This window comes from Rhodococcus koreensis (assembly GCF_900105905.1).
GTDB lineage: Bacteria > Actinomycetota > Actinomycetes > Mycobacteriales > Mycobacteriaceae > Rhodococcus_F > Rhodococcus_F koreensis.
This window is the reverse complement of sequence record NZ_FNSV01000005.1, coordinates 4,922,838-4,941,806: the sequence shown is the minus strand read 5'-3', so window position 1 is coordinate 4,941,806 and position 18,969 is coordinate 4,922,838. Positions and strand designations below refer to the sequence as shown.

At 67.0% G+C, this 18,969-nt stretch carries 20 protein-coding genes and 1 pseudogene; 7 read left to right on the top strand and 14 right to left on the bottom strand.

The features are described 5' to 3' along the window. Nucleotides 1-7: 7 nt before the first annotated feature. Both ppk2 and BLV94_RS27140 read right to left on the bottom strand, forming a co-directional pair. Nucleotides 8-847 (bottom strand): polyphosphate kinase 2, encoded by an 840-nt coding sequence (ppk2, locus tag BLV94_RS27145; RefSeq protein WP_072943826.1) that lies wholly within the window; start codon nt 845-847, stop codon nt 8-10. Nucleotides 848-871: 24 nt separating this feature from the next. After that, on the bottom strand, nt 872-1,270 hold the full coding sequence (locus BLV94_RS27140) for a DUF7144 family membrane protein (protein ID WP_072943825.1): 399 nt from the start codon (nt 1,268-1,270) through the stop codon (nt 872-874). 228 nt (nt 1,271-1,498) lie between these two features. Here BLV94_RS27140 and BLV94_RS27135 point away from each other — a divergent pair, with 228 nt between their 5' ends. The 5 genes and pseudogenes from BLV94_RS27135 to BLV94_RS27115 all read left to right on the top strand — a co-directional run. Next, nucleotides 1,499-1,717 (top strand): three-helix bundle dimerization domain-containing protein, encoded by a 219-nt coding sequence (locus BLV94_RS27135; protein WP_072943824.1) that lies wholly within the window; start codon nt 1,499-1,501, stop codon nt 1,715-1,717. Between the two features lie 91 nt (nt 1,718-1,808). Then, nucleotides 1,809-2,258, top strand: coding sequence for a DUF6325 family protein (locus BLV94_RS27130; protein WP_072943823.1), 450 nt, complete (start codon nt 1,809-1,811; stop codon nt 2,256-2,258). Between the two features lie 33 nt (nt 2,259-2,291). Beyond that, the gene (locus BLV94_RS27125) at nt 2,292-2,591 is read left to right on the top strand and encodes an SHOCT domain-containing protein (RefSeq protein WP_072943821.1); all 300 of its coding nucleotides are present in this window, start codon (nt 2,292-2,294) and stop codon (nt 2,589-2,591) included. A 30-nt stretch (nt 2,592-2,621) separates the two neighbouring features. Beyond that, nucleotides 2,622-2,999 carry an SHOCT domain-containing protein gene (locus tag BLV94_RS27120; protein WP_072943820.1) on the top strand — a complete coding sequence of 126 codons (378 nt, stop codon included), beginning with the start codon at nt 2,622-2,624 and terminating at the stop codon, nt 2,997-2,999. Nucleotides 3,000-3,061: 62 nt separating this feature from the next. Next, nucleotides 3,062-3,329, top strand: a pseudogene (locus tag BLV94_RS27115) (IS630 family transposase); the annotation flags it as partial. A 32-nt stretch (nt 3,330-3,361) separates the two neighbouring features. Here BLV94_RS27115 and BLV94_RS27110 read toward each other — a convergent pair. Further along, complete coding sequence (locus BLV94_RS27110; RefSeq protein ID WP_072943818.1) at nt 3,362-4,759, bottom strand: hypothetical protein; 1,398 nt, start codon at nt 4,757-4,759, stop codon at nt 3,362-3,364. Between the two features lie 6 nt (nt 4,760-4,765). After that, nucleotides 4,766-5,164: a DUF7144 family membrane protein gene (locus BLV94_RS27105; RefSeq protein ID WP_072943816.1), complete on the bottom strand. Its 399-nt coding sequence runs from the start codon at nt 5,162-5,164 to the stop codon at nt 4,766-4,768. A 165-nt stretch (nt 5,165-5,329) separates the two neighbouring features. Here BLV94_RS27105 and BLV94_RS27100 point away from each other — a divergent pair, with 165 nt between their 5' ends. Both BLV94_RS27100 and BLV94_RS27095 read left to right on the top strand, forming a co-directional pair. After that, on the top strand, nt 5,330-5,737 hold the full coding sequence (locus BLV94_RS27100; RefSeq protein WP_072943814.1) for a DUF7144 family membrane protein: 408 nt from the start codon (nt 5,330-5,332) through the stop codon (nt 5,735-5,737). A gap of 62 nt (nt 5,738-5,799) precedes the next feature. After that, complete coding sequence (locus BLV94_RS27095; RefSeq protein ID WP_072943812.1) at nt 5,800-7,491, top strand: alpha/beta hydrolase; 1,692 nt, start codon at nt 5,800-5,802, stop codon at nt 7,489-7,491. Nucleotides 7,492-7,498: 7 nt separating this feature from the next. On the opposite strand, the gene BLV94_RS27090 is transcribed toward BLV94_RS27095, so the two are convergent. From BLV94_RS27090 to BLV94_RS27045, 10 genes are all read right to left on the bottom strand, one after another. After that, a complete protein-coding gene (locus BLV94_RS27090; protein ID WP_072943810.1) occupies nt 7,499-9,079 on the bottom strand; it encodes an MFS transporter in 1,581 nt (526 codons plus the stop codon). Nucleotides 9,080-9,164: 85 nt separating this feature from the next. Then, a complete protein-coding gene (phaZ, locus tag BLV94_RS27085; protein WP_072943809.1) occupies nt 9,165-10,019 on the bottom strand; it encodes a poly(3-hydroxyalkanoate) depolymerase in 855 nt (284 codons plus the stop codon). Beyond that, nucleotides 10,016-10,468, bottom strand: coding sequence for a MaoC family dehydratase (locus BLV94_RS27080; RefSeq protein WP_072943807.1), 453 nt, complete (start codon nt 10,466-10,468; stop codon nt 10,016-10,018). The genes phaZ and BLV94_RS27080 overlap by 4 nt, the downstream gene beginning before the upstream one ends. Before the next feature lie 27 nt (nt 10,469-10,495). After that, nucleotides 10,496-12,196, bottom strand: a complete 1,701-nt coding sequence (locus tag BLV94_RS27075; protein ID WP_072943805.1) for a PHA/PHB synthase family protein — start codon at nt 12,194-12,196, stop codon at nt 10,496-10,498. Nucleotides 12,197-12,248: 52 nt separating this feature from the next. After that, nucleotides 12,249-13,820, bottom strand: a complete 1,572-nt coding sequence (locus BLV94_RS27070; protein WP_072943803.1) for a long-chain-fatty-acid--CoA ligase — start codon at nt 13,818-13,820, stop codon at nt 12,249-12,251. Nucleotides 13,821-13,856: 36 nt separating this feature from the next. Further along, nucleotides 13,857-14,450 (bottom strand): RBBP9/YdeN family alpha/beta hydrolase, encoded by a 594-nt coding sequence (locus BLV94_RS27065; RefSeq protein ID WP_072943801.1) that lies wholly within the window; start codon nt 14,448-14,450, stop codon nt 13,857-13,859. Between the two features lie 16 nt (nt 14,451-14,466). Continuing rightward, nucleotides 14,467-15,774: an MFS transporter gene (locus tag BLV94_RS27060; RefSeq protein WP_072943799.1), complete on the bottom strand. Its 1,308-nt coding sequence runs from the start codon at nt 15,772-15,774 to the stop codon at nt 14,467-14,469. 124 nt (nt 15,775-15,898) lie between these two features. After that, complete coding sequence (locus tag BLV94_RS27055) at nt 15,899-16,951, bottom strand: beta-keto acid cleavage family enzyme (RefSeq protein ID WP_072943797.1); 1,053 nt, start codon at nt 16,949-16,951, stop codon at nt 15,899-15,901. 51 nt (nt 16,952-17,002) lie between these two features. Further along, nucleotides 17,003-17,917 carry a TauD/TfdA dioxygenase family protein gene (locus tag BLV94_RS27050; protein ID WP_072943795.1) on the bottom strand — a complete coding sequence of 305 codons (915 nt, stop codon included), beginning with the start codon at nt 17,915-17,917 and terminating at the stop codon, nt 17,003-17,005. A 35-nt stretch (nt 17,918-17,952) separates the two neighbouring features. Beyond that, nucleotides 17,953-18,927 (bottom strand): quinone oxidoreductase family protein, encoded by a 975-nt coding sequence (locus BLV94_RS27045; protein ID WP_072943793.1) that lies wholly within the window; start codon nt 18,925-18,927, stop codon nt 17,953-17,955. Between the last annotated feature and the right edge of the window lie 42 nt (nt 18,928-18,969).

The following is an 18,969-nucleotide window of genomic DNA, read 5'->3' as shown; positions in this document are numbered from 1 at the left end:
CGGATCCTCAGTACGGGGTGGGGATCCAGTGCAGGGGTTGCCCCGGTTCCTGATAGCCCTCCGCCTTCTGCCGCTTCGGCAGGGTGAGGTCGGGGCGGTCCAGCGGCTCGTACGGGACCTGGCTCAGCAAGTGGCTGATGACGTTGAGCCGTCCGCGTTTCTTGTCGTCGTTGATCGCGACGTACCACGGCGCCCAGCCGGTGTCGGTGAGATGGAACATCTCGTCCCGCGCGCGGGAGTAGTCGTACCAGCGGCTGTACGACTTCAGGTCGAGCTCCGACAGCTTCCAGTACTTCCGGGGGTCGTCCATCCGGCTCTGCAGGCGCATCGTCTGCTGTTCCTCGCTCACTTCCAGCCAGTACTTGAGCAGGATGACTCCCGAGTCGACGATCGAGCGTTCGACCGTCGGGATCAGTTGGAGGAAGTGCTCCGTTTCTTCCTCGGTGCAGAAGCCGAGCACCCGTTCGACCCCCGCGCGGTTGTACCAACTTCGGTCGAAGATGACGACCTCTCCGCCGGCGGGCAGGTGCGGCAGGTACCGCTGCACATACATCTGCGACTTCTCGCGCTCGGTGGGGGCCGGCAGCGCGACCACCCGGAACACCCGCGGGCTCACCCGTTCGGTGATCGCCTTGATGACGCCGCCCTTGCCCGCGGTGTCACGGCCCTCGAAGACGACGCACACCTTCGCGCCGGATGACTTCACCCACTCCTGCAGCGCGACGAGTTCGGCATGGAGGGGTTTCAGGAGTCGCCGGTACTCCTTGTTCTTCATCGGTGCGGACGGCTCGGCGCCGTCGGGCCGGGACAGCTCGGCCCCGGCCCTGTCCTTGCTCTTCTTTCCCACGGTTTCTCCCGCTTTGCCGGGTGATCAGACCTGTTCCGGCTTCCAGGTCGACACGGCCCAGATGACGACGACGTCGAGTGCGATGATGAGCAGCGACCACCACGGGTAGTACGGCAGCCACAGGAAGTTGGCGAGAATCGACACGGCCGCGACCACGATCGCCGACACCCGCGCCCAGCCCGCTCCGGTGAACAGCGCGAGGCCGACCCCCAGGATCACGATGCCCAGCACGATGTGGATCCAGCCCCACGTCGTCAGGTCCAGCTTGTAGACGTATTCGATACCGACGACGAAGACTTCGTTCTCGGCGACCGCGGCGACCCCTTGGAAGAACTGGATGATGCCGACCGTGACGAGGATGATGGCTGCCCCGATCGAGGTGCCTGCCGCGACGCCCTGTTTGACCGATGATGTCTCGGACATGACAGTCCCTTTCTCTACCGCGAGTTCTCTACCGCGAGCCGGCGGCCCGGTACCCCCATTGTCCGCCGTTCCACCCCCGCCGCAGTCGTGAAACGATATTTCCGGACGGAGTCGGATACTGGATTCATTCCAGGATCCCGCACATGCGCGGAGCGGAACCGAACCGCGTTGTTCGAGAGTTCATTTCGTGTCTTGACGGTAGCCGCCCGCCGGGATGACGATTGATCGATGACGGGGGACGACGAACTGCTTCAAGTCGAAAAGGTCATCGAGCGCCTGATCACTCGATACCCGTCGGTCTCGTCGGTCGACATCGAGCACATCGTGCGCACCGTCCACAAACGACTGGCGGAGAGCCGCGTTCGCGACTTCATCCCCCTTCTCGTCGAGAAGGCGGCTCGGCGCGACCTCGCCGCCCGTGCGACAGCGACGGAATCGGTCGGGTGACTTTGTACTCTAGCGGTTCCGCACCGGCTCATGGATACTGAGCGCAGGCCCGTGTGGCTGCCGCTGCTGTCTTCAGAAGAGAGGTCCTGCGGTGAACGACAACGATCTGGATGTACTCGGGCCCATCGACTATCTCGTCGTGGAGTTCCCCGCAGACCGGAAACCCGACGGTTCGGCACTACCACTGCTGATCGATCTCGTCGATCGGAACATCATCCGGGTACTCGACCTGATCTTCGTCCGTAAGGAACCCGACGGAGCGCTGTCCGGTATCGCGATCGAGGACCTCGGGTTCGAGGGCGGAGTGGACGTGACGCTCTTCGCCGAAGCGGCAACGGGCCTGATCGACCGCACCGACCTCGAGGAAGCCGCGGCCGTGCTCGAGCCCGGGTGTTCCGGGGCGATTCTCGTCTATGAGAATTGTTGGGCCGCACCGTTCGCCTCCGCTCTGCGGCGCGAAGGGGCCCAGCTCGTGGCATCCGGGCGCATCCCCGTCCAAGGCATTCTGGCGGCGCTCGACGCGCTCGACGCCTCCAGCTGACAGGCTGCCGAATCCAGAGCTGAGGAGCACATCATGCCAGGACTTCTGCGCGGGATCGCTCGGACCGCCGTCGTGGCGGGTACCGCGACCGCCGTCTCCAACCGGGTCTCCCGACGACAAGGGCAGCGGTGGGCGGGGAACCAGCCGGCCCCGCAGCAGCAGGCTCCGCCTCCGCCTCCGCCGCCTCCGCCGCCTCCGCCGGCGCAACCCGCACCGCCGGCCGTTGGCACGGATCGTATTGCGGCCCTGAAACAACTCGGTGAACTCCGCACTCAGGGGGTCCTCACCGAGGAAGAATTCAACGCAGAGAAGGCCAAGATCCTGGCTTCCTGACCGCAACACCGAGTGGACGGAGCACTGAAAATGGAAGGCTTCTGGGAGTTTTTCTGGTTCATCTTCGTCTGTTTCGCCTTCGTGGCGTACCTGACCGTGCTGTTCTCGATCATCACCGATCTGTTCCGGGACCGCGACACTTCGGGGTGGGTGAAGGCGATCTGGATCTTCTTCCTGTTCTTCGTTCCGTTCCTGTCGGCGCTGATCTACCTGATCGTCAACAGCGACGGCATGGCGAAGCGGTCGATGGCTGCCGCCCAGCAAGTGAAGCAGGCGCAGGACACCTACATTCGGGATGTCGCCGGGCAGTCTCCGGCTCAGCAGATCTCGGATGCCAAGGCGCTCCTCGACTCCGGCGCGATCACCGAGGCCGAGTTCCAGTCGATCAAGGCGAAGACGCTGGCATAGCGTCCGTCGCCGCGGCTGCCCGAAGCCGCGGCGGCTGCGCTGCGCCTTCACTAGTGTCCCTGTGGGCGCGGCGACGCAAGACCGCTGCAGGTTTGGCGGTACGGTCGCGCATCATCCTTGCTGCTGCCGATGGTGGATCGAATACCGAAGTGGCGCAGAGGCTGGGGTTGAACCGAGGACGATCGACGACGACAAGATCAAGGATCTGATTACCTCGACCCTCGAAACGACACCGAAGAACGCCACACACTGGTCCACACGCTCGATGGCCGAGCATTCCGATATCTCGCAATCGACGGTTTCGAGGTGTGGCGCGCGTTCGGTTTGGCCGCGTTCGCCGAGTGCCGACGTCACTCAGTCGATCAAGGCGAAGACGCTGGCATAGCGTCCATCGCCGCGGCGGAGGTGCGGGCCGGACGGATGAGCAACTCGATCGCCACGAGTGCCAGCAGGCCGATGATGACGATCCACAGCACGACCAGTCCGGTGGGGTAGCGCCAGAACATCAGCAGTACTGCGGCGATACCGATCACCGCGCAGCGCAACGGAATGCGGAGCTGGTAGGCCCACCGCTCCACCTCGTTCGGTGGCCGGCCGCTGCCGGACCGCCGAACGAAGTCGAGTGCCTGCCCGTAGCCGCGACGCACGGCGGTCGCCGAGGACGAGCCACCGATGAGGTAGGCGCCGAGTGCGATCACCAGGCCCAGTACCGCGACCGCGCGCAGGCTCGTCCGCAGCGGGACGAGGACCGTGTCGATGACGGCCGTCGCCGCATCGGGCGACAGGATGTCAGGTGGGACGCTGTCGAGATAGATGGCCCGTCCGATGAGAATGCCGATTGCGAGAGCGAGCATTCCGAGAGCGATCGCGAGTCCCGCAAGGGCGAGAGCACGGAGCCTCCTGCCGGTGGGTGCGACGGCCACGGCAGCGGCGGCACAGGCGATGCCCAGCCACGGCAGGATGGCCGACGCCTTGTCGAGTGCGCGGACGGCGCGCTGCGCCTTCACGAGTTCGGGAGATTGGAAGAGCACGAATTGCTTGTCCACCGACGGGATCTTGTCGGCGAACGCGAAGCCGCGGCCGGCGAGTTCCGATTTCACGCGGTCGATGACGGTGCCGAGGGAGATGCTGACGGTGCCACTCTGGTCGACCTCCACGGAGCTGAGGCCGTAGTTTCCGGTCATCACTGCCACGAGTGCGTTGTGTGCGGCCCGGTTCGCCTGGATCCACAGGTCTTCGAACTGCTGGGATCGCACGAGCGAGCTGACGGTGTCGTGGACGAAGTTCTTGGCCTGGCTGGTGAGCACCGGTGCGAGGCCGACGACCGCCTTGTCGAGGCGCGGCGCGTTCGCGGCGAGATTCGTCATGTCGGTCAGCGCGGTGAGGGCTTCGGTGGTGAGACCCTCGACGTCGACGCGCGCGAAGATCTCGTCGGTGATCTGGTTGGTGATGTCAGCCTGCAGTGCGGGATTCGAGCCCAGCGGCGCGACCGTGCTCACGTAGCGGTCGGTGTCGAGGATCTGGCTGCGGGTGAAGCGGGCGGTGACCGACGCGACCGCGAGGACGGCGACCAGCACGAGCAGGATCGTCACCGCGGTCCAGCGCAGCCCGTTGTGGGGTGGGCGGGAAACCGGTTCGGCGGGAACACCGGCAGCTTCACCTGCCGCCTGGGCTCGCAGTGTGGTGACTTCGTCGCGCAACCGGAGTAGTTCGGCGCGTTCGTCCTTGCCGAGCGCGTCCGCGCTCGAGGCCTCGTTCATGGTCGGTCAGGCCTCGTCTGGGTTCCAGGTGGCAACCGCCCAGATCACTACCGCATTCAACGCGATGATCGTGATCGCCCACAGGGGGTAGTACGGCAGCCAGAGGAAGTTGACGAAGATCGAGACGGCGCAGAGCACCATGGCTCCGACGCGGGCCCAGGTCGCTCCGGTGAACAACGCGATGCCGACGGCGGCCACGATCACGCCGAGTACGAGATGGAACCATCCCCACGCGGTGACGTCGAATTTGTAGGTGTACTCGACGCCGACGACGATGACGTCGTCCTTGGCGATTGCGGAGATACCTTGGAGGAATTCGAGCGCGCCGACGGTGACGAGGAGAACCGCCCCGCCCATCGAGGTTCCCTTTGCCACACCTTTTTTGACCAGTGATTCCTCGGACATGACCGTTCCTCTTTCGTCAACGTACGAAATGAACTGGTATAACGAGTATCCCCCGTCGGATTGCTGCTGTCAGCGAGATTCCGGTACCGGGCGTATGTTGACCTTGCGCGACGCGGCGGCAGACAATGTCTGCATCCCACCGCATATCCGGGGAAGGGGATCGTCATGTCCGATCAATCGTTGGCCAAGCAGGGGGTCGCCGCCGCCACGTCCATGGTGGCAGCGATAGTTTTGCTCACTATCGGAATACTGCATGTGCTCTCGGGTATCTCGGCGCTGATGAAGGACGACCTGGTCGTGGCCGGGCCGGAATACGTCTACCAGTTCGACACGACGGCGTGGGGGTGGATCCACCTCGTGCTCGGCGTGATCGTCGCGCTCGTCGGCGTCATGCTGTTCACCGGTGCGACGTGGGCCCGTGTCGGCGCAATGGTGATCTGCGCGTTGTCGATACTCGCTAATTTCCTGTGGCTGCCCCACTACCCGTTGTGGTCGATCGTCATCATTCTGCTCGACGTGTTCGTGATCTGGGCCGTGGCGACGTGGCATCCGGGCTACGAGGAGAGCATTTAGGTCGTTGTTCCCAACGCGGCACGAGGGAATCGTCGCGTCCGCCCCGTCACGGAGAGGATGAGATGACCGACGAATCCGGATCGTCACGACCGCCCCAGCAGTACCGTCGCTGGCTGCCGGACCGGTATGCGTTCGGGGGACTGGTCGTTGCCGTGCTGTTCGTGTGGCTGTCGTTGACGCCGACGTTGCTGCCGCGGGGTCCGTTCTTCCAGGGATTGGTCACCGGTGTTTCGGCGGCGGTCGGCTACGCCCTCGGATTTCTGGGTTCCGTTCTGGTTCGTCATCTCGTGCGGCGGGAGCCGTCGGCGCGCGTGAAGACCTGGGTTCGGCGGGGGGCGTTGGTGATCGGGCTCGTCGGCACCGCGGCGATGCTGGTGTGGTTCGCGAATTGGCAGGATCAGCTTCGGGCACTCATGAGCGCCGCATCGTTCCCGTGGACGGGCTACGTCGTGACGGTGATCGTGGCGGTATTGATTTTCGTGCTGCTGGTTGCGATCTCCCGGTTGCTGCTGCGGGCGGTGCGGTGGGTCGAACGCAAGATCAGCCGTGTCGTGCCGCGACGGATCTCGGCGACCGTGATCGGCGTGCTGGCGATAGCGCTGTTGTTCGCACTCCTCAACGGGGTGGCGGTCCGCGTGATCATGACCGGTCTGAACAATTCGTTCGCCGCGGTGAACCAGGAGACCAAGGCCGGTGACGAACCGCCGACGACGACGCTGCGTTCGGGCGGACCGGAATCGCTGGTCACGTGGGATTCGCTGGGAAGGCAGGGTCGGTCGTTCATCTCGCGTGGCCCGACCGTCGAGGAACTGTCCGCCTTCAACGGTGGACGGCCCGCACTGGAGCCGATCCGGACCTACGCCGGGCTCGCCAGCGGTGGCGATTCGATCCGGGAGAGCGCCCAACTGGCAGCGGACGAACTCGAACGGGCCGGCGGGTTCGATCGCGCGGTGATCGGCGTGGCGACAACCACCGGCACCGGATGGATCAACGAGAGCCTCGCCTCCTCACTCGAGTACATGTACAACGGCGACACCGCGATCGTCGGGTTGCAGTACTCGTATCTCCCCAGCTGGCTGTCGTTCCTCGTGGACAAGGAGCGGGCCCGCCAGGCGGGGGAGGCGCAATTCGACGCGGTGTACGACAAGTGGAAGCAGTTGCCACCGGAGACCCGTCCGAAACTCGTCGTGATGGGGGAGAGCCTGGGCTCCTTCGGCGGCGAGAGCGCGTTCGGCAGCGTCGACGACGTCGAGGCGCGTTCCGACGGCGTTCTGTTCACCGGACCGCCGAACGCGAACGAGATCTGGACCGACGTGACGACCAACCGGGATCCCGGCTCACCCGAATGGCTTCCGATCTACGAGCAGGGCGAGACCGTGCGCTTCGGTGCGCGGGCGCCGGAGGATCTGCCCCGCCCCGACACCCCGTGGGGGAAGCCACGGATGGTGTACCTGCAGCACGCGTCCGACCCGATCGTCTGGTGGTCGCCGGAGCTGCTGGTGAGCGAGCCCGACTGGCTGAAGGAGGAGCGCGGGTACGACGTCCTGGACAGCACGCAATGGTTCCCGTTCGTGACGTTCCTCCAAGTTGCGGCGGACATGGCGGTGTCGACGGGCGTCCCCGACGGGCACGGGCATACCTACGTCGTCGACATCGCGGATGCGTGGAGCGCGATCCTGGCGCCGGACGGCTGGACCCCGGCGGACAACGAGCGATTGCGGACCGTGCTCGCCGAGATGGGGGCGGACGGCTGACCCGTCGTCACGGTTGCGGCGGCGCGGGGTCCTGTTCTCGTCTCATGCGGAACGAGTTGAGCAGTCCGGCGAGACCGGCGAGGAGGGGTACGAGCAGCGCCACCTGCAGGGCGAGTGGCCGTGCGTCGGTGTTGATTCGGACCACCTCGTCTCGTATCTCGGGTGGCTGGCCGACGAGGAGTTGTTCGAGTTGGGTGTTGCTCATGACCTCGGCGTCGTCCTCGAGTACCTGCGCCACGTGCTGCTGGTCGGCCGGCGGGAGGACGGTGCTCGATTGCGCCATGGCGGTGAACGTGATGGACAGTGTCGCCAGCATGATGGCGCCGGCGAACGCCAGTCCGAACGACAGCCCGAACGATCCCGCTGCGGAGTTCGCGCCTGCCGCCTCGCTGACGTGCTCCTCCGAGATCGGGGCGAGCGTGTAGTTGTTGAGTTGGGATACCAGCAAACCCAGCCCCGAGCCCGCGATTGCCAGCGGGAGCAGCAATGCCCAGCCGAACTCGGCCCGCGGCACGATCGGGATCAGTATTGCGACGCCGATCGTGACGAGGACGAATCCCCAGCGGATGATGCTGCTCGGACTGCGATCTCCCGCCTTCTTGCCCGCCAGCAGCGCCACGCCGAACATGCTGAGCGAGAGGGGGGCGAGTGACAGTCCCGCCTGCATCGCGTTGTACTCGAGCACCATCTGGAGGTAGATCGGAAGGGCGATCATCGTGCCGCCCAACGCTATCTGCTGGAGCATCTGCTGTGAGATTCCCAGTCGGAACACTGTGGAGCGGAACAGATCGGGGTCCAGCAGCGGCGGTTCCCCGCGACGCTTCCGGCGGACGAGCCAGTACCCCAGTCCGGCCAGCGCCAGCGCACCCACGACCAGCAGGGCGGCCACCGCTTCGCCGCCTTCCTGCCACACGAGGATTCCCAGCACGATGCCGCCCATCCCGAGGACGGAGAGGCCCGCACCCACCGGGTCGATTCCCCGGGGCCCGGTGTACGGCACGTCGCGGACGAGTCGGATCCCGGACAGCACGATCGCGATGATGACGACCTCGAGCACGAATGCGACGCGCCACGACAGGAAGGTGGTGATGAAACCTCCGAGGAGCGGTCCGACTGCGGCGGCGATCGCCGCCGCCGCGCCGACCAGCGCGTAGACCTTCTTCTGCGCAGCACCTTCGAAGTTGCCGTGGATCAGGGACTGCATGGCGGGCAACAGCAGTGACGCACCGATTCCGCCGAGGATCGCCCAGAACACGATGATCGCGGTCAGGCTCTGCGCGAGCGCCATCGCGGATGCGCCCACGGCATACCCGAGCAGACCGATCACGTACGCCCGTTTGCGTCCGATCAGGTCGCCGACCTTGCCGCCGATCAGGATGAACGCGGCCGACACCAGTGCCTCGAGTGCGATCGCCGCCTGGACGCCGCTGACGGTCGTGTCGAGGTCGCGGACCACGGCTGAGATCGACACGTTCATCAGTGAGGTGTCGACGACGAGCACGAACATCGCCATCGCCAGCAGCAGGGCGAGCAGCCGCTGCGACCCCTCCAGGTTGGTACCCGAGCTGTTGGTTCGGTCTTCGGACACGGGCGCCTCCTGTGCCGACCGGCCACTGCGGTGTCGCGCCGAGCGGTGATTCCCAGACCCGAGTCTCCCACGTGCAGGGGGTGTCCTACGTGGATTCACCCGTTTCCGGGTGTGCGAGGAACCCGGCGACGACCGGTGCGAGTCCGGATGCGTCGGTGACGATGTCGATGTGCCCGCCGGCGTGGATGTGCAACGTCGCGTGTGGCAGCAGTGCGTTCATGATGCGCGCGTTCAGGACGGGAATGATCGGGTCGTCGGTGCCCGCCACGACGAGCGTGGGCTGCCGGATCAGCGGCAGGACGGGAAGGCTCGTCCACAGGGCGCCCGCGAGGAGTTGGTGGAGATAGCCGACCCGGGAGCCGGCCTGCCGCTGCTTCCCGAAGATCCGCGCCACGTCACCGTCGCCGCCGGCGCGGCGGGCGGCGCCGCCGTACAGGTCGCCGGCGACGGCCGACGCGTAGGCGGGATCGGTGAACCGCTTCGGGGTCAGCATCTTCGAGAGCACGCGCGGATGACCCGGAATCATGAGGGCGCCGGTGCCGGTGGCGACGAGGACGAGACGACGGCAGCGCCGCGGGTGCTGCAGGGCGAACTGCTGGGCCAGCGCTCCGCCCCACGACAACCCGAGGACATCGACGGTGCCGACCCCGATCTCGTCGAGCAACCGGCTCAGCCCGTAGGCGAGGGCCGGGATTGCGTACGGAACCGGGGAGGCAGGCGAACCTCCGGTGCCCGGGACGTCGAAGCTGATGATCGTCGCGGCCGGATCCAGTGCGGCGACCAGCGGTTCGAGCACTTCCAGGCCGGCCCCGATGCCGTTGCACAGCACCAGGGGCACCCCGGTGCCGGTGCGGATCCGCACTCGGATCCGCAGCCCGCACACCGGAACGACCCTGTCCTCGAACCGGTCGCGGCCGCCGAACAGTTCGGTCACCGTCACGTGTAGAGCACCACGACGTCGGCGACGCACACCGGACGGGTTCCGCCGTCGATCTCGTAGGTCAGCCGGAACACTGCTTCGACGCCGGCCGGCTTCTGTTCGGCTGCGGTGAGAGCCACGGTGGCGCGCAGGACGGATCCGACCGGAAGCGGCGCCGGGAACCGGACCTTGTTCAGTCCGTAGTTGAGGGCGGCGTCGACGCCGTCGACGGTGAGTGCCTCCGCGAGGATGCTCGGCGCCAGCGACAGCGTCAGATAGCCGTGTGCGACGGTGCCGCCGAAGGGTCCGTCGGCGGCGCGATCCGGATCGGTGTGAATCCACTGGAAGTCGCCGGTCGCCTCCGCGAACAGGTTCACCTGGTCTTGCAGGACCTTGTAGGGGCCAGTGGTTCCGATGGTCCGGCCGACCGACTCGACGAGTTCGGCGGGATGGGTGAGATGCAGGGTCATGGTGTTCCTCTGTCGGTGACGAGCGGGTCAGGAGTGGTGCACATAGGTGCCGGGGGCGGGCGCCAGCGGCGGGTACTGCCGGGCACCGAGGGTGTGCGGTGCGTCGACGTCGGGTCCGCTGCGTTCGGCGAGCCAGTGCGCGTAGTCGGTCCACCACGAGTCCGTCGCAGTCTCCGCGGTGGCGAGCCACGCGTCCGGCGTCTCGGAGACGGGTTCGCCGAACCGGTACGACGCCCGCGGGTTGCCCGGCGGGTTCACGAGTGAGGCGATGTGTCCGTTCGACGACAGCACGAACCGCGCGTCCTTGCTGCCGAGGAGGCGAGCGCTGCGGTAGGTCGACTGCCACGGGCAGAGGTGGTCGGCGGACCCGCCGACCACGTACGAATCCGCGGTCACCGTGCCGAGGTCGACGGGCGTGCCGAGCATGGTGGCGGCACCGGGGATCGTCAGCGCGTTGCGCAGGCCGAGCAGCACGAGGTCGCGGTGCAGTGCCGCCGCCATGCGGGTGGTGTCCGAGTTCCAGAACAGCACGTCGAACGCGGCCGGAGACCGGCCCTGCACGTAGTTGTTGACCCAGTACCGCCAGACCAGATCGGTGGGACGCAGCCATGCGAACATCTCCGCGAGCGTGCGACCGTCGAGGAATCCCTTGGCGGCCGAGTCCCGGATCGCCGCGGCAGCGGCACGCTCGCTCATCATGGCCGACGCCGTTCCGGCGCGGGTCTGATCGAGAACGGTCACGGCCAGGGTGAGGCCGGCGATACGGTCGCCCTCGCCGATCTCGGTGAGGTGTGCGGCGACCATGGCGGCGAGAATGCCGCCCGAGCAGGTGCCGAGGACGTGCGCGCTCGTGGTTCCGGCGATGCACTGCACCGCGTCGAGAGCCTCCAGGATCGCGGCACCGTACGTGTCGGCACCCCAGTCCCGGTGCCGGGCGTGGGGGTTGCGCCAGGAGATCGCGAAGACCTGCTGTCCCTGCTGCACGAGGTGCTCGATCAGGCTGCGGCCCGGTGCGATGTCGAGGATGTAGTACTTGTTGATGACGGGCGGGACGATCAGCAGCGGTGTGGCGTGGACCGTCTCCGTCTGCGGCGCATAGTGGATCAGCTCGAACGTGCGGGTCTGGAAGACCACGGCACCCTTCGTCGCCGCCACGTGCTCCCCGACCTCGAACGCGTCGGGTTCGACCATGGCAGGCACCCGCGGACTCGACTGCATGTCGCGGAGGAAGGCCCGGACACCGCGTACCGCACTGAGTCCGCCGGTGTCCACCATCGCCTTCCACCCGAGCGGGCTGAGGAACGGATTGTTGGTCGGCGACAGTCCTTCGACCAGGTTGTCGAAGACGAACCGCATCCGTTCGTGATCGCGCCAGTCCAGGTCGGCGTCCTCGAGCAGGGCAGTGGCGGTGTGCGAGGTGGCGAGATACGCCTGCATGGCCCGCCGCAGGGCGGGATTCTGCTGCCACGCGGCATCGCCGAAACGCTTGTCCGCCTTGGCGGGAGCCCGGTCGGACGTGCCGGCGACGATCGCACCGAGTTCACGGACGAGGGCGCCGCCGCGCAGGGCGACCGTGCGGGGCCTGCCGGCGAGGCTGATGCCGAACCGGCTCCAGGAGCTGTCGGGGAGCATGCGGGCGGCGACGCCGCGGGTTCCGCGGGTGAGGAGGAGGTCGAGGGGAGCGGTCAGCTCGTCGGGGGTCGTCGGAGTGGGGGACGACGTACTCATGGGCGGAGCTTTCGATGGAAGTGTGCTCTGAGATGTCAGAGTGCGGAGTGAGTCAGAGCGCGGCCGGCGTGCGGCCGAGTTCGCGTTTGAGGATCTTGCCGGTGGCGGTCATCGGCAGGGAGTCGACGAATTCGACGGTGCGAGGGTATTTGTAGCTCGCCATCTGCTGCTTGGACCAGGCGATCAGCTCGCCGGGGGTGATCTGTGCGCCCGGTTCGAGGATGACGTAGGCCTTGACCTCCTCGCCGTGGCTGTCGTCGGGGACACCGACGACGGCGGCGAGGGAGACGGCGTCGTGCCCGATGAGGACGTCCTCGATCTCGCGGGGATAGACGTTGAAACCGCCGCGCACGATGAGGTCCTTGGCGCGGTCGACGATGTAGTAGAAGCCGTCCTCGTCGACCCGCGCGAGGTCGCCGGTGCGGAACCAGCCGTCGCGCAGCACTTCCGCGGTGGCCTCGGGGCGGTTGTAGTAGCCCTTCATGATGTTGTGACCGCGCAGCGCGATCTCACCGATCTGATCGGTCCCGGTGACGGTGTTCCACTCCTTGTCGACGAGACGCGCCTGGATGCCCCAGACGGGAACGCCGATCGATCCGGGCCGGGGTTCGAGAGCGGGGTCGCTGAACGTCGCGAGCGGCGACGTCTCGGACAGCCCGTAGCCCTCGAGGATCTGCACGCCGAACCGGTCGGCGAACCGGGTGAGGATCTCCACCGGCAGGGCGGCGCCGCCGGAGATGGCACGGCGCATGTTCCGGGCGATGCGGTCGATGTCGACGGGATGTTCGTCGAGGGCGCCGAGCAGCCCCCAGTACATGGTGGGCACACCCGCGAAGACGGTGATGTCCTCCCGCTCGATGAGGTCGAGTGCGGCCCGGGCCTCGAACCGGGGCAGCAGCACGAGGGTCGCGCCCACCGAGATGCCTGCGTTGAGGGTGACGGTCTGGCCGAACGAGTGGAACAGCGGCAGTGTCACCAGATACCGGTCGTGGGTCGAGGGTGTGCTGTCGAACAGCCGGTTGGCGGTCAGCGCGTTCAGCGCCATGTTGGCGTGGGTGAGTTCGGCGCCCTTGGGTTTTCCGGTGGTGCCGCTCGTGTACAGGATGACGGCGGTGTCCCCGGGTTCGCGGACCACGGCGTCGAAGTTGCTGTCGTGCCGCGCGAGGGCGTCGGCGAGCGTCCCGACGCCGTCGATCATGGCGGGGGCGGCCGGGTCGGTGGTGATGCGGAACAGGGCGCGGCAGCGGGGACTCTGCGCGAAGCCGGACAGTCCGTACTCGCCCATCGGCAGTTCGGGGGTGCCCTCGAAGCAGAAGTAGGCCTTGGCATCGGAATCGTCGAGGTGATACGCGATCTCACGATCCTTGAGCAGAACGTTGAGCGGCACGACCACCGCGCCCGCCTTGAGGATGCCGTAGTAGACGACGGGGAACTGCGGAATGTTGGGGCACGACAGCGCGATCGTGTCGCCGGGTTCGATGCCGGCCGACACCAGCAGGTTCGCGACCCGGTTCGACTGGGCGTCGAGGTCGGCGTAGGTCATCCGCTGGTCACCGAGCACCAGGGCGACGCGGTCGGGGAATCGGCGGGCCGAGTCTTCGAGAAGTACGGAGAGGTTGAGCACGGTGAACTTTCTCGTCGGGGGAACAGTGCCGTCGCGCTACGCGAACGACGCGGCGGTGGCGGCGGTCGAGTTGATCAGCTCGCGGAGCAGCTCTTCGGCGTACGGCCAGTACCCGTAGCCGGCGGCCGGGTTGAGGTGACCGACGGCGCCGAGGTCGACGAGCTTGCTGCCCCACGATTCGGCCATCCCGGCGACCCGGCGGAACCGGGCCAGCGGGTCGTCGGTGCTCGCCGCCACGATGCTGGGGAACGGGAGCCGGCGCCGGGGGACGGGGTTCCAGCCGTTCGCGTCGAGGTCCCCGCGTGCGGGGTAGCCCGCGGGGAGCGGCTCCTCGAAGTCCGGTGGGGTGGCCAGCAGGGCGCCCTGAACGGGACGGGACGCCTGCTGGGCCCAGTGCACCGTGATCGCCACGCCCGCGCTGTGCGCGACGAGCACCACCGGACCGTCGATGTCGGTGAGAACGGTGTCGAGGGCGGCGATCCGCGCGGCGAGACTGAGCTTGTCCCGCTCGAGCGGCGGCACCGTCCGCACGTTGTCGAGTCGCTCGGCGAGCAACGTCTGCCAGTGGTCGGCGACGTGATCGCGCAGTCCGGGCACGATCACCACGGTCGGTTCGGTGGAGGTGGTCACGGTCGGCTCCAGTTTCCTAAGAGATGGCGGTAAGGGCGGCGAGCTTGCGGCGTCCGGCCGGGTAGGCACGTTTGCCGAGAATCAGGGCGACGATCGCGACGACGTAGATCAGGGGCGCGATCTGCAGGGCGGTGACGAGGCCGAAGCGGTCGGCGAGCAGTCCGACGACGAACGGACCGAGTGCCAGTCCGAGAAGGTTGTTGGCGAGTGTGAGGGTGCCGAAGGCGGAGGCACGCACCGAGGAGTGGGTGAGGTTCGCGACCATCGCGGCGATCGGACCGGACGAGCCGGCGGAGAAGAAGGCGCCGATGCCGATCAGGATCAGCTGGGTGGAACCGGACGGCATCTGGAAACCGGCTCCGAGGAACACGAGCGAGAGCACGCCGTACACGACGGCCGTGGTCCATTTCTTGGTGGGATCGTCCCGGCTCACACGGTCGGTGATGATGCCGCACACCACCATGCCGCTGCCGACGGCGAGGACGAAGATCGACGCCATCGCGCCGGCCTTGTCGGGGGCGAGGCCGTATGAGCGGTTGAAGAAACTCGGCAGCCACGCCAGCAGGACGCCCGCGGTGAACATCTGCAGACCGCCACCGATGTACGCCAGCACGACGGCGGGTGTGGAGAAGAGGCTCGAGAGCGGTGCCCGGAAGCCGGTGGGTGTGTCGGCGGGGTCGTCGAGGACGGCGGCGTCCGTCAGTTTCCGTTCGGATACGAGGGCACGGAACAGGGCGACGAGGATGAGGCCGAAGACGGCCATCGCGGCGAACGACCAGCGCCAGCCGAGGTTGACGGCGATGACGCCGCCGAGGGCGACACCGATCACGGAACCGAACGATCCGCCGCCCATGAAGGCGCCGCTGAGCGCGGAGTGCACGCGCGGGGCGAACACGCTGAGCACCACTGCGATGCCGACACTGCCGTAGGCGGCTTCGCCGACACCGACGAGGAATCTGGCGCCGAGCATCTGCTCGTAGTTGGTGGCGAGCGCACAGAGCAGCGTGGCAGCGCTCCACAGGACGGCCATGAGAAGCAGGCTCTTGACCCGGCCCCACCGGTCGGCCAGTAGCGACAGCGGGAGAGTCAGCAGGCCGACCATGAGTGCGACGACGCTGCTGAGCGAAGCCAGCTGTGAATCGGACAGCGCCCATTCGGTTTTGAGGAGCGGGAAGACGGCGCTGAGAACCTGCCGGGACATGTAGTCCGACAGCAGCAGTCCGAAGGTGAGCGCGAAGACGATCCAGGGGTAGACCCGCGACCGTCGGGCCGGCGCAGCGGTCTCGCCGACAGTGTCCGGGGCGGTGGTGGTGTTCGGTCCCATGAGGCCTCCTATGGCCGACAGGATTGGTAAAGGGTGTGGGGAGGGAGCCGGGCGTGCTCGGCAGGAGCAGCGAATCCTCCGGCTCCCTCCCCGTTCGTGACGAAATCCCCTCGGGTGCGGGAACTCAGGCGTGCTGGGTGAATCCGACCTGGCCGGGACGGCGGTTCGGGGCGTAACCGAGCTTGGCGAGGGTCTCGTCGGCGTCGGCGTAGGTCTGACCGATCCGGTAGATGTCGCGGGCCTCCTTACCGGTGGCCACCTCCCGGCCCAGCTCCCCGGCCACCCGGACCAACTGCTCGACCTGCGCGACCGACGTCATCTTCTCGCCCTTGCGACCCCAGATCGTGTCCTCGTTGCCGCACCGCGGATGCAGACCCATCGCGATCGCCATCGCGTTGACCGGCAGCACACTGCGCATCAACGTCTCGAGGGTCAGGCACGCACCGTCCGGCACCCGCTGCACGAAATTCATGATGTTGTACGGATTCGGGCCGTCGAAGCCGCCACCGATACCGACCCAGGTCAAATTCAGCGGACCGGTGTAGACCCCACGCCGGATCAATCGCTCCACGGTCTCGAGCTGCGGGATGCTCGACAGCTGGAAATGCGGCTGGATCCCGGCCGCCTGCAGACGACGCAGATGCTCCTCCACCCACGCCGGACCGGCCGGGACCGTCATCTCCCGGTACGCCTCGGCCAGCTCGGGCCGCTGCATCGAGGTGCCCGCGATGTCGTCGGCGGTCATCAACTCCATGATGTTCATCTGCGAGGTGTTGATCGCGATCGTCACCTGATCCGGTGCCGGATCGAGGTCGGCGAGCATGTGCCGGGTGTCGTCGGAGAGCCACTTCGCGTCCGCACCCTCACCCTCGGGGGCGAACGAGATGGAACCGCCGACCTGCAGGATCATCTCCGGCACCGCCTGCCGCAGTCCGGCGAGCAGTTCGTTGAACTTCGACAGCCGCTTGGAGCCCTTGCCGTCGAGTTCACGGACGTGGATGTGCAGCACGGTGGCGCCGGCCTCGTAGCAGTCCACCGCCTTCTGCACGTGCTCGTCCATCGTCAGCGGCAGGTCCTCGCGGAAGTCGTCCGGCTCCCACTCCGGACCGTACGGGGCACACGTGATGACCAGCTTCTCCTGGTTTTCGGGGAAGAGGGCGTCGTCGTGGAAATGCATGGGTGTTCTCCGTTTCGAAATCGGAACTGATGACTAGTGGAAGTGAGAAATTCAGAAGGGCCGATCGCCGACGATTCCGGCGCGTTCCATCTTGCGGACGGCGGGCCAGTAGTCCTGGACGGCGTAATGCTGTGTGGACCGGTTATCCCAGATCGCAACACTGTTCGGGGTCCACCGCCACCGCACCTGGTACTCGGGGATCGAGGCCTGGCTGATCAGGTAGTTGAGCAGGTTGCTACTGCCGGGCGCGTAGTCGATGCCGTACCGGATGTTGTCCGGGGTGTGGTAATTGACGAAGTGGGTTGCGAAGGAATTGACGAACAGGATCTTTTCGCCGGTGTCCGGGTGGGTGCGCACCACGGGGTGCTCGGCATCGGGGAACCGATCGTGCAGGGCGTGCCGCTGCTCCAGCGTCTGGGCCGCGCCGAACGAGGCCTCGATGCTGTGCCGGGCGCGCAGTCCGCCGATCTGCTCCTTCACCCGGTCGGGAAGTTTCTCGTAGGCCAGCGCCATGTTCACCCAGATGGTGTCGCCACCCACCGGCGGCGTCTCGACGGCGCGGAGCACGCACCCCATGGGCGGGTTGTCACGCCAGGTGGCGTCGCAGTGGAAGGCGTTCTCGTAGTGCTCGGCCGGGCTGTCGAGGTCCTTGTAGATCCGCACCAGCCCGGGATGCTCGGGGTCGCTGCCCGCGACGGGATGATCCTCGAGCGGGCCGAAACGCTCGGCGAGCGCCACGTGCTCCGCGCGGCTCATGTCCTGGTCGCGGAAGAACAGAACCTTGTACTCGAGCAGCAGTTCCCGGAGTTCGGCGAACAGGGCGTCGTCGCGAGAGACGTCGCCGAGGTTCACGTCGAACAATTCGGCGCCGAGAGAGCAGGTCATCGGCGTCAGCCGGAACGAACCGGAGGGGGAGAGGATCGCGTGCCGCTCGGGCGAATACGTCAGTTGCGCGGTGTCGTTCATGATGGTGTCTCCGTCGTGGTGAGGGGTGGCGCGGCTCAGAGCCGGAACACCGAGGAGCCGATGCTGGTGCCGGATTCGAGGTCGCGGTGCGCCTGGACGGCGTCCTCGAGTCCGTAGCTCTGGTTGATCTCGATGCGGATCCGGCCCGCCTCGACGTGGCCGAACAGTTCACCGGCGAGTTCGGCGCGCTCCGCCGGGTCCGCGATGTAGTCGGCGAGCGCGGGCCGGGTGACGAACAGCGAACCCTTGACGGCCAACTGCATCGCGTTGATCGGCGGAATCGGTCCCGACGCCGTGCCGAAGCACACGAGCAGCCCCCGCCGGGAGAGGCAGTCGAGCGAGGTCTCGAAGGTGGACTGGCCGATGCTGTCGTAGACGACGGGAACGCCGGCGCCGTCGGTGATCTCGCGGACCCGTTCGGCGACGTTCTCACGGGTGTAGACGATCACGTGCTCGCAGCCGTGGTCGCGAGCGATCGCAGCCTTCTCGTCGGTGGAGACCGTCCCGATCACGTTGACGCCCAGCAGCTTCGCCCACTGGGTGAAGATGAGTCCGACGCCACCGGCGGCCGCGTGGAGCAGCACGGTGTCGCCGGCCTTCAGCGGGGCGATGCGGCGCAGCAGGTAGGCCGACGTGAGCCCGCGCATCGTCATCGCGGCGGCCGTGTCGAAGCCGATCGCGGACGGCAGCGGAATGAGCGGGGCGGCAGGCATCACGCGTTCGGTGCTGTACGCGCCGAGCGGACTGCCCGTGTAGGTGACGCGGTCGCCGACCTGCACGTGGGTCACTCCGGTGCCGACCGCCTCGACCACACCGGCGCCCTCGACGCCCATGCCCGCGGGCAGTTCGGCCGGGTAGAGGCCGGTGCGGAAGTAGGTGTCGGCGAAGTTCAGGCCGACCGCCTCGTGGCGGATCCGGACCCCGTGCGGGCCGGGTTCTCCGACCTCGACGGACTCCCACTGCATGACCTCGGGTGCGCCGTGCTCGTAGAACCGAACAGCCTGTGCCACAGTATTTCTCCTCTTCGACGTGATGATCGGCGCGGTACCGCT

Excerpts from the sequence above, each read along its gene's own strand:
- BLV94_RS27140 (WP_072943825.1), bottom strand. The coding sequence starts at position 1,270 with ATGTCCGAGACATCATCGGTCAAACAGGGCGTCGCGGCAGGCACCTCG.
- BLV94_RS27135 (WP_072943824.1), top strand. The coding sequence starts at position 1,499 with ATGACGGGGGACGACGAACTGCTTCAAGTCGAAAAGGTCATCGAGCGC.
- BLV94_RS27125 (WP_072943821.1), top strand. The coding sequence starts at position 2,292 with ATGCCAGGACTTCTGCGCGGGATCGCTCGGACCGCCGTCGTGGCGGGT.
- BLV94_RS27120 (WP_072943820.1), top strand. The coding sequence starts at position 2,622 with ATGGAAGGCTTCTGGGAGTTTTTCTGGTTCATCTTCGTCTGTTTCGCC.
- BLV94_RS27110 (WP_072943818.1), bottom strand. The coding sequence starts at position 4,759 with ATGAACGAGGCCTCGAGCGCGGACGCGCTCGGCAAGGACGAACGCGCC.
- BLV94_RS27105 (WP_072943816.1), bottom strand. The coding sequence starts at position 5,164 with ATGTCCGAGGAATCACTGGTCAAAAAAGGTGTGGCAAAGGGAACCTCG.
- BLV94_RS27100 (WP_072943814.1), top strand. The coding sequence starts at position 5,330 with ATGTCCGATCAATCGTTGGCCAAGCAGGGGGTCGCCGCCGCCACGTCC.
- BLV94_RS27095 (WP_072943812.1), top strand. The coding sequence starts at position 5,800 with ATGACCGACGAATCCGGATCGTCACGACCGCCCCAGCAGTACCGTCGC.
- BLV94_RS27080 (WP_072943807.1), bottom strand. The coding sequence starts at position 10,468 with ATGACCCTGCATCTCACCCATCCCGCCGAACTCGTCGAGTCGGTCGGC.
- BLV94_RS27075 (WP_072943805.1), bottom strand. The coding sequence starts at position 12,196 with ATGAGTACGTCGTCCCCCACTCCGACGACCCCCGACGAGCTGACCGCT.
- BLV94_RS27060 (WP_072943799.1), bottom strand. The coding sequence starts at position 15,774 with ATGGGACCGAACACCACCACCGCCCCGGACACTGTCGGCGAGACCGCT.
- BLV94_RS27055 (WP_072943797.1), bottom strand. The coding sequence starts at position 16,951 with ATGCATTTCCACGACGACGCCCTCTTCCCCGAAAACCAGGAGAAGCTG.
- BLV94_RS27050 (WP_072943795.1), bottom strand. The coding sequence starts at position 17,917 with ATGAACGACACCGCGCAACTGACGTATTCGCCCGAGCGGCACGCGATC.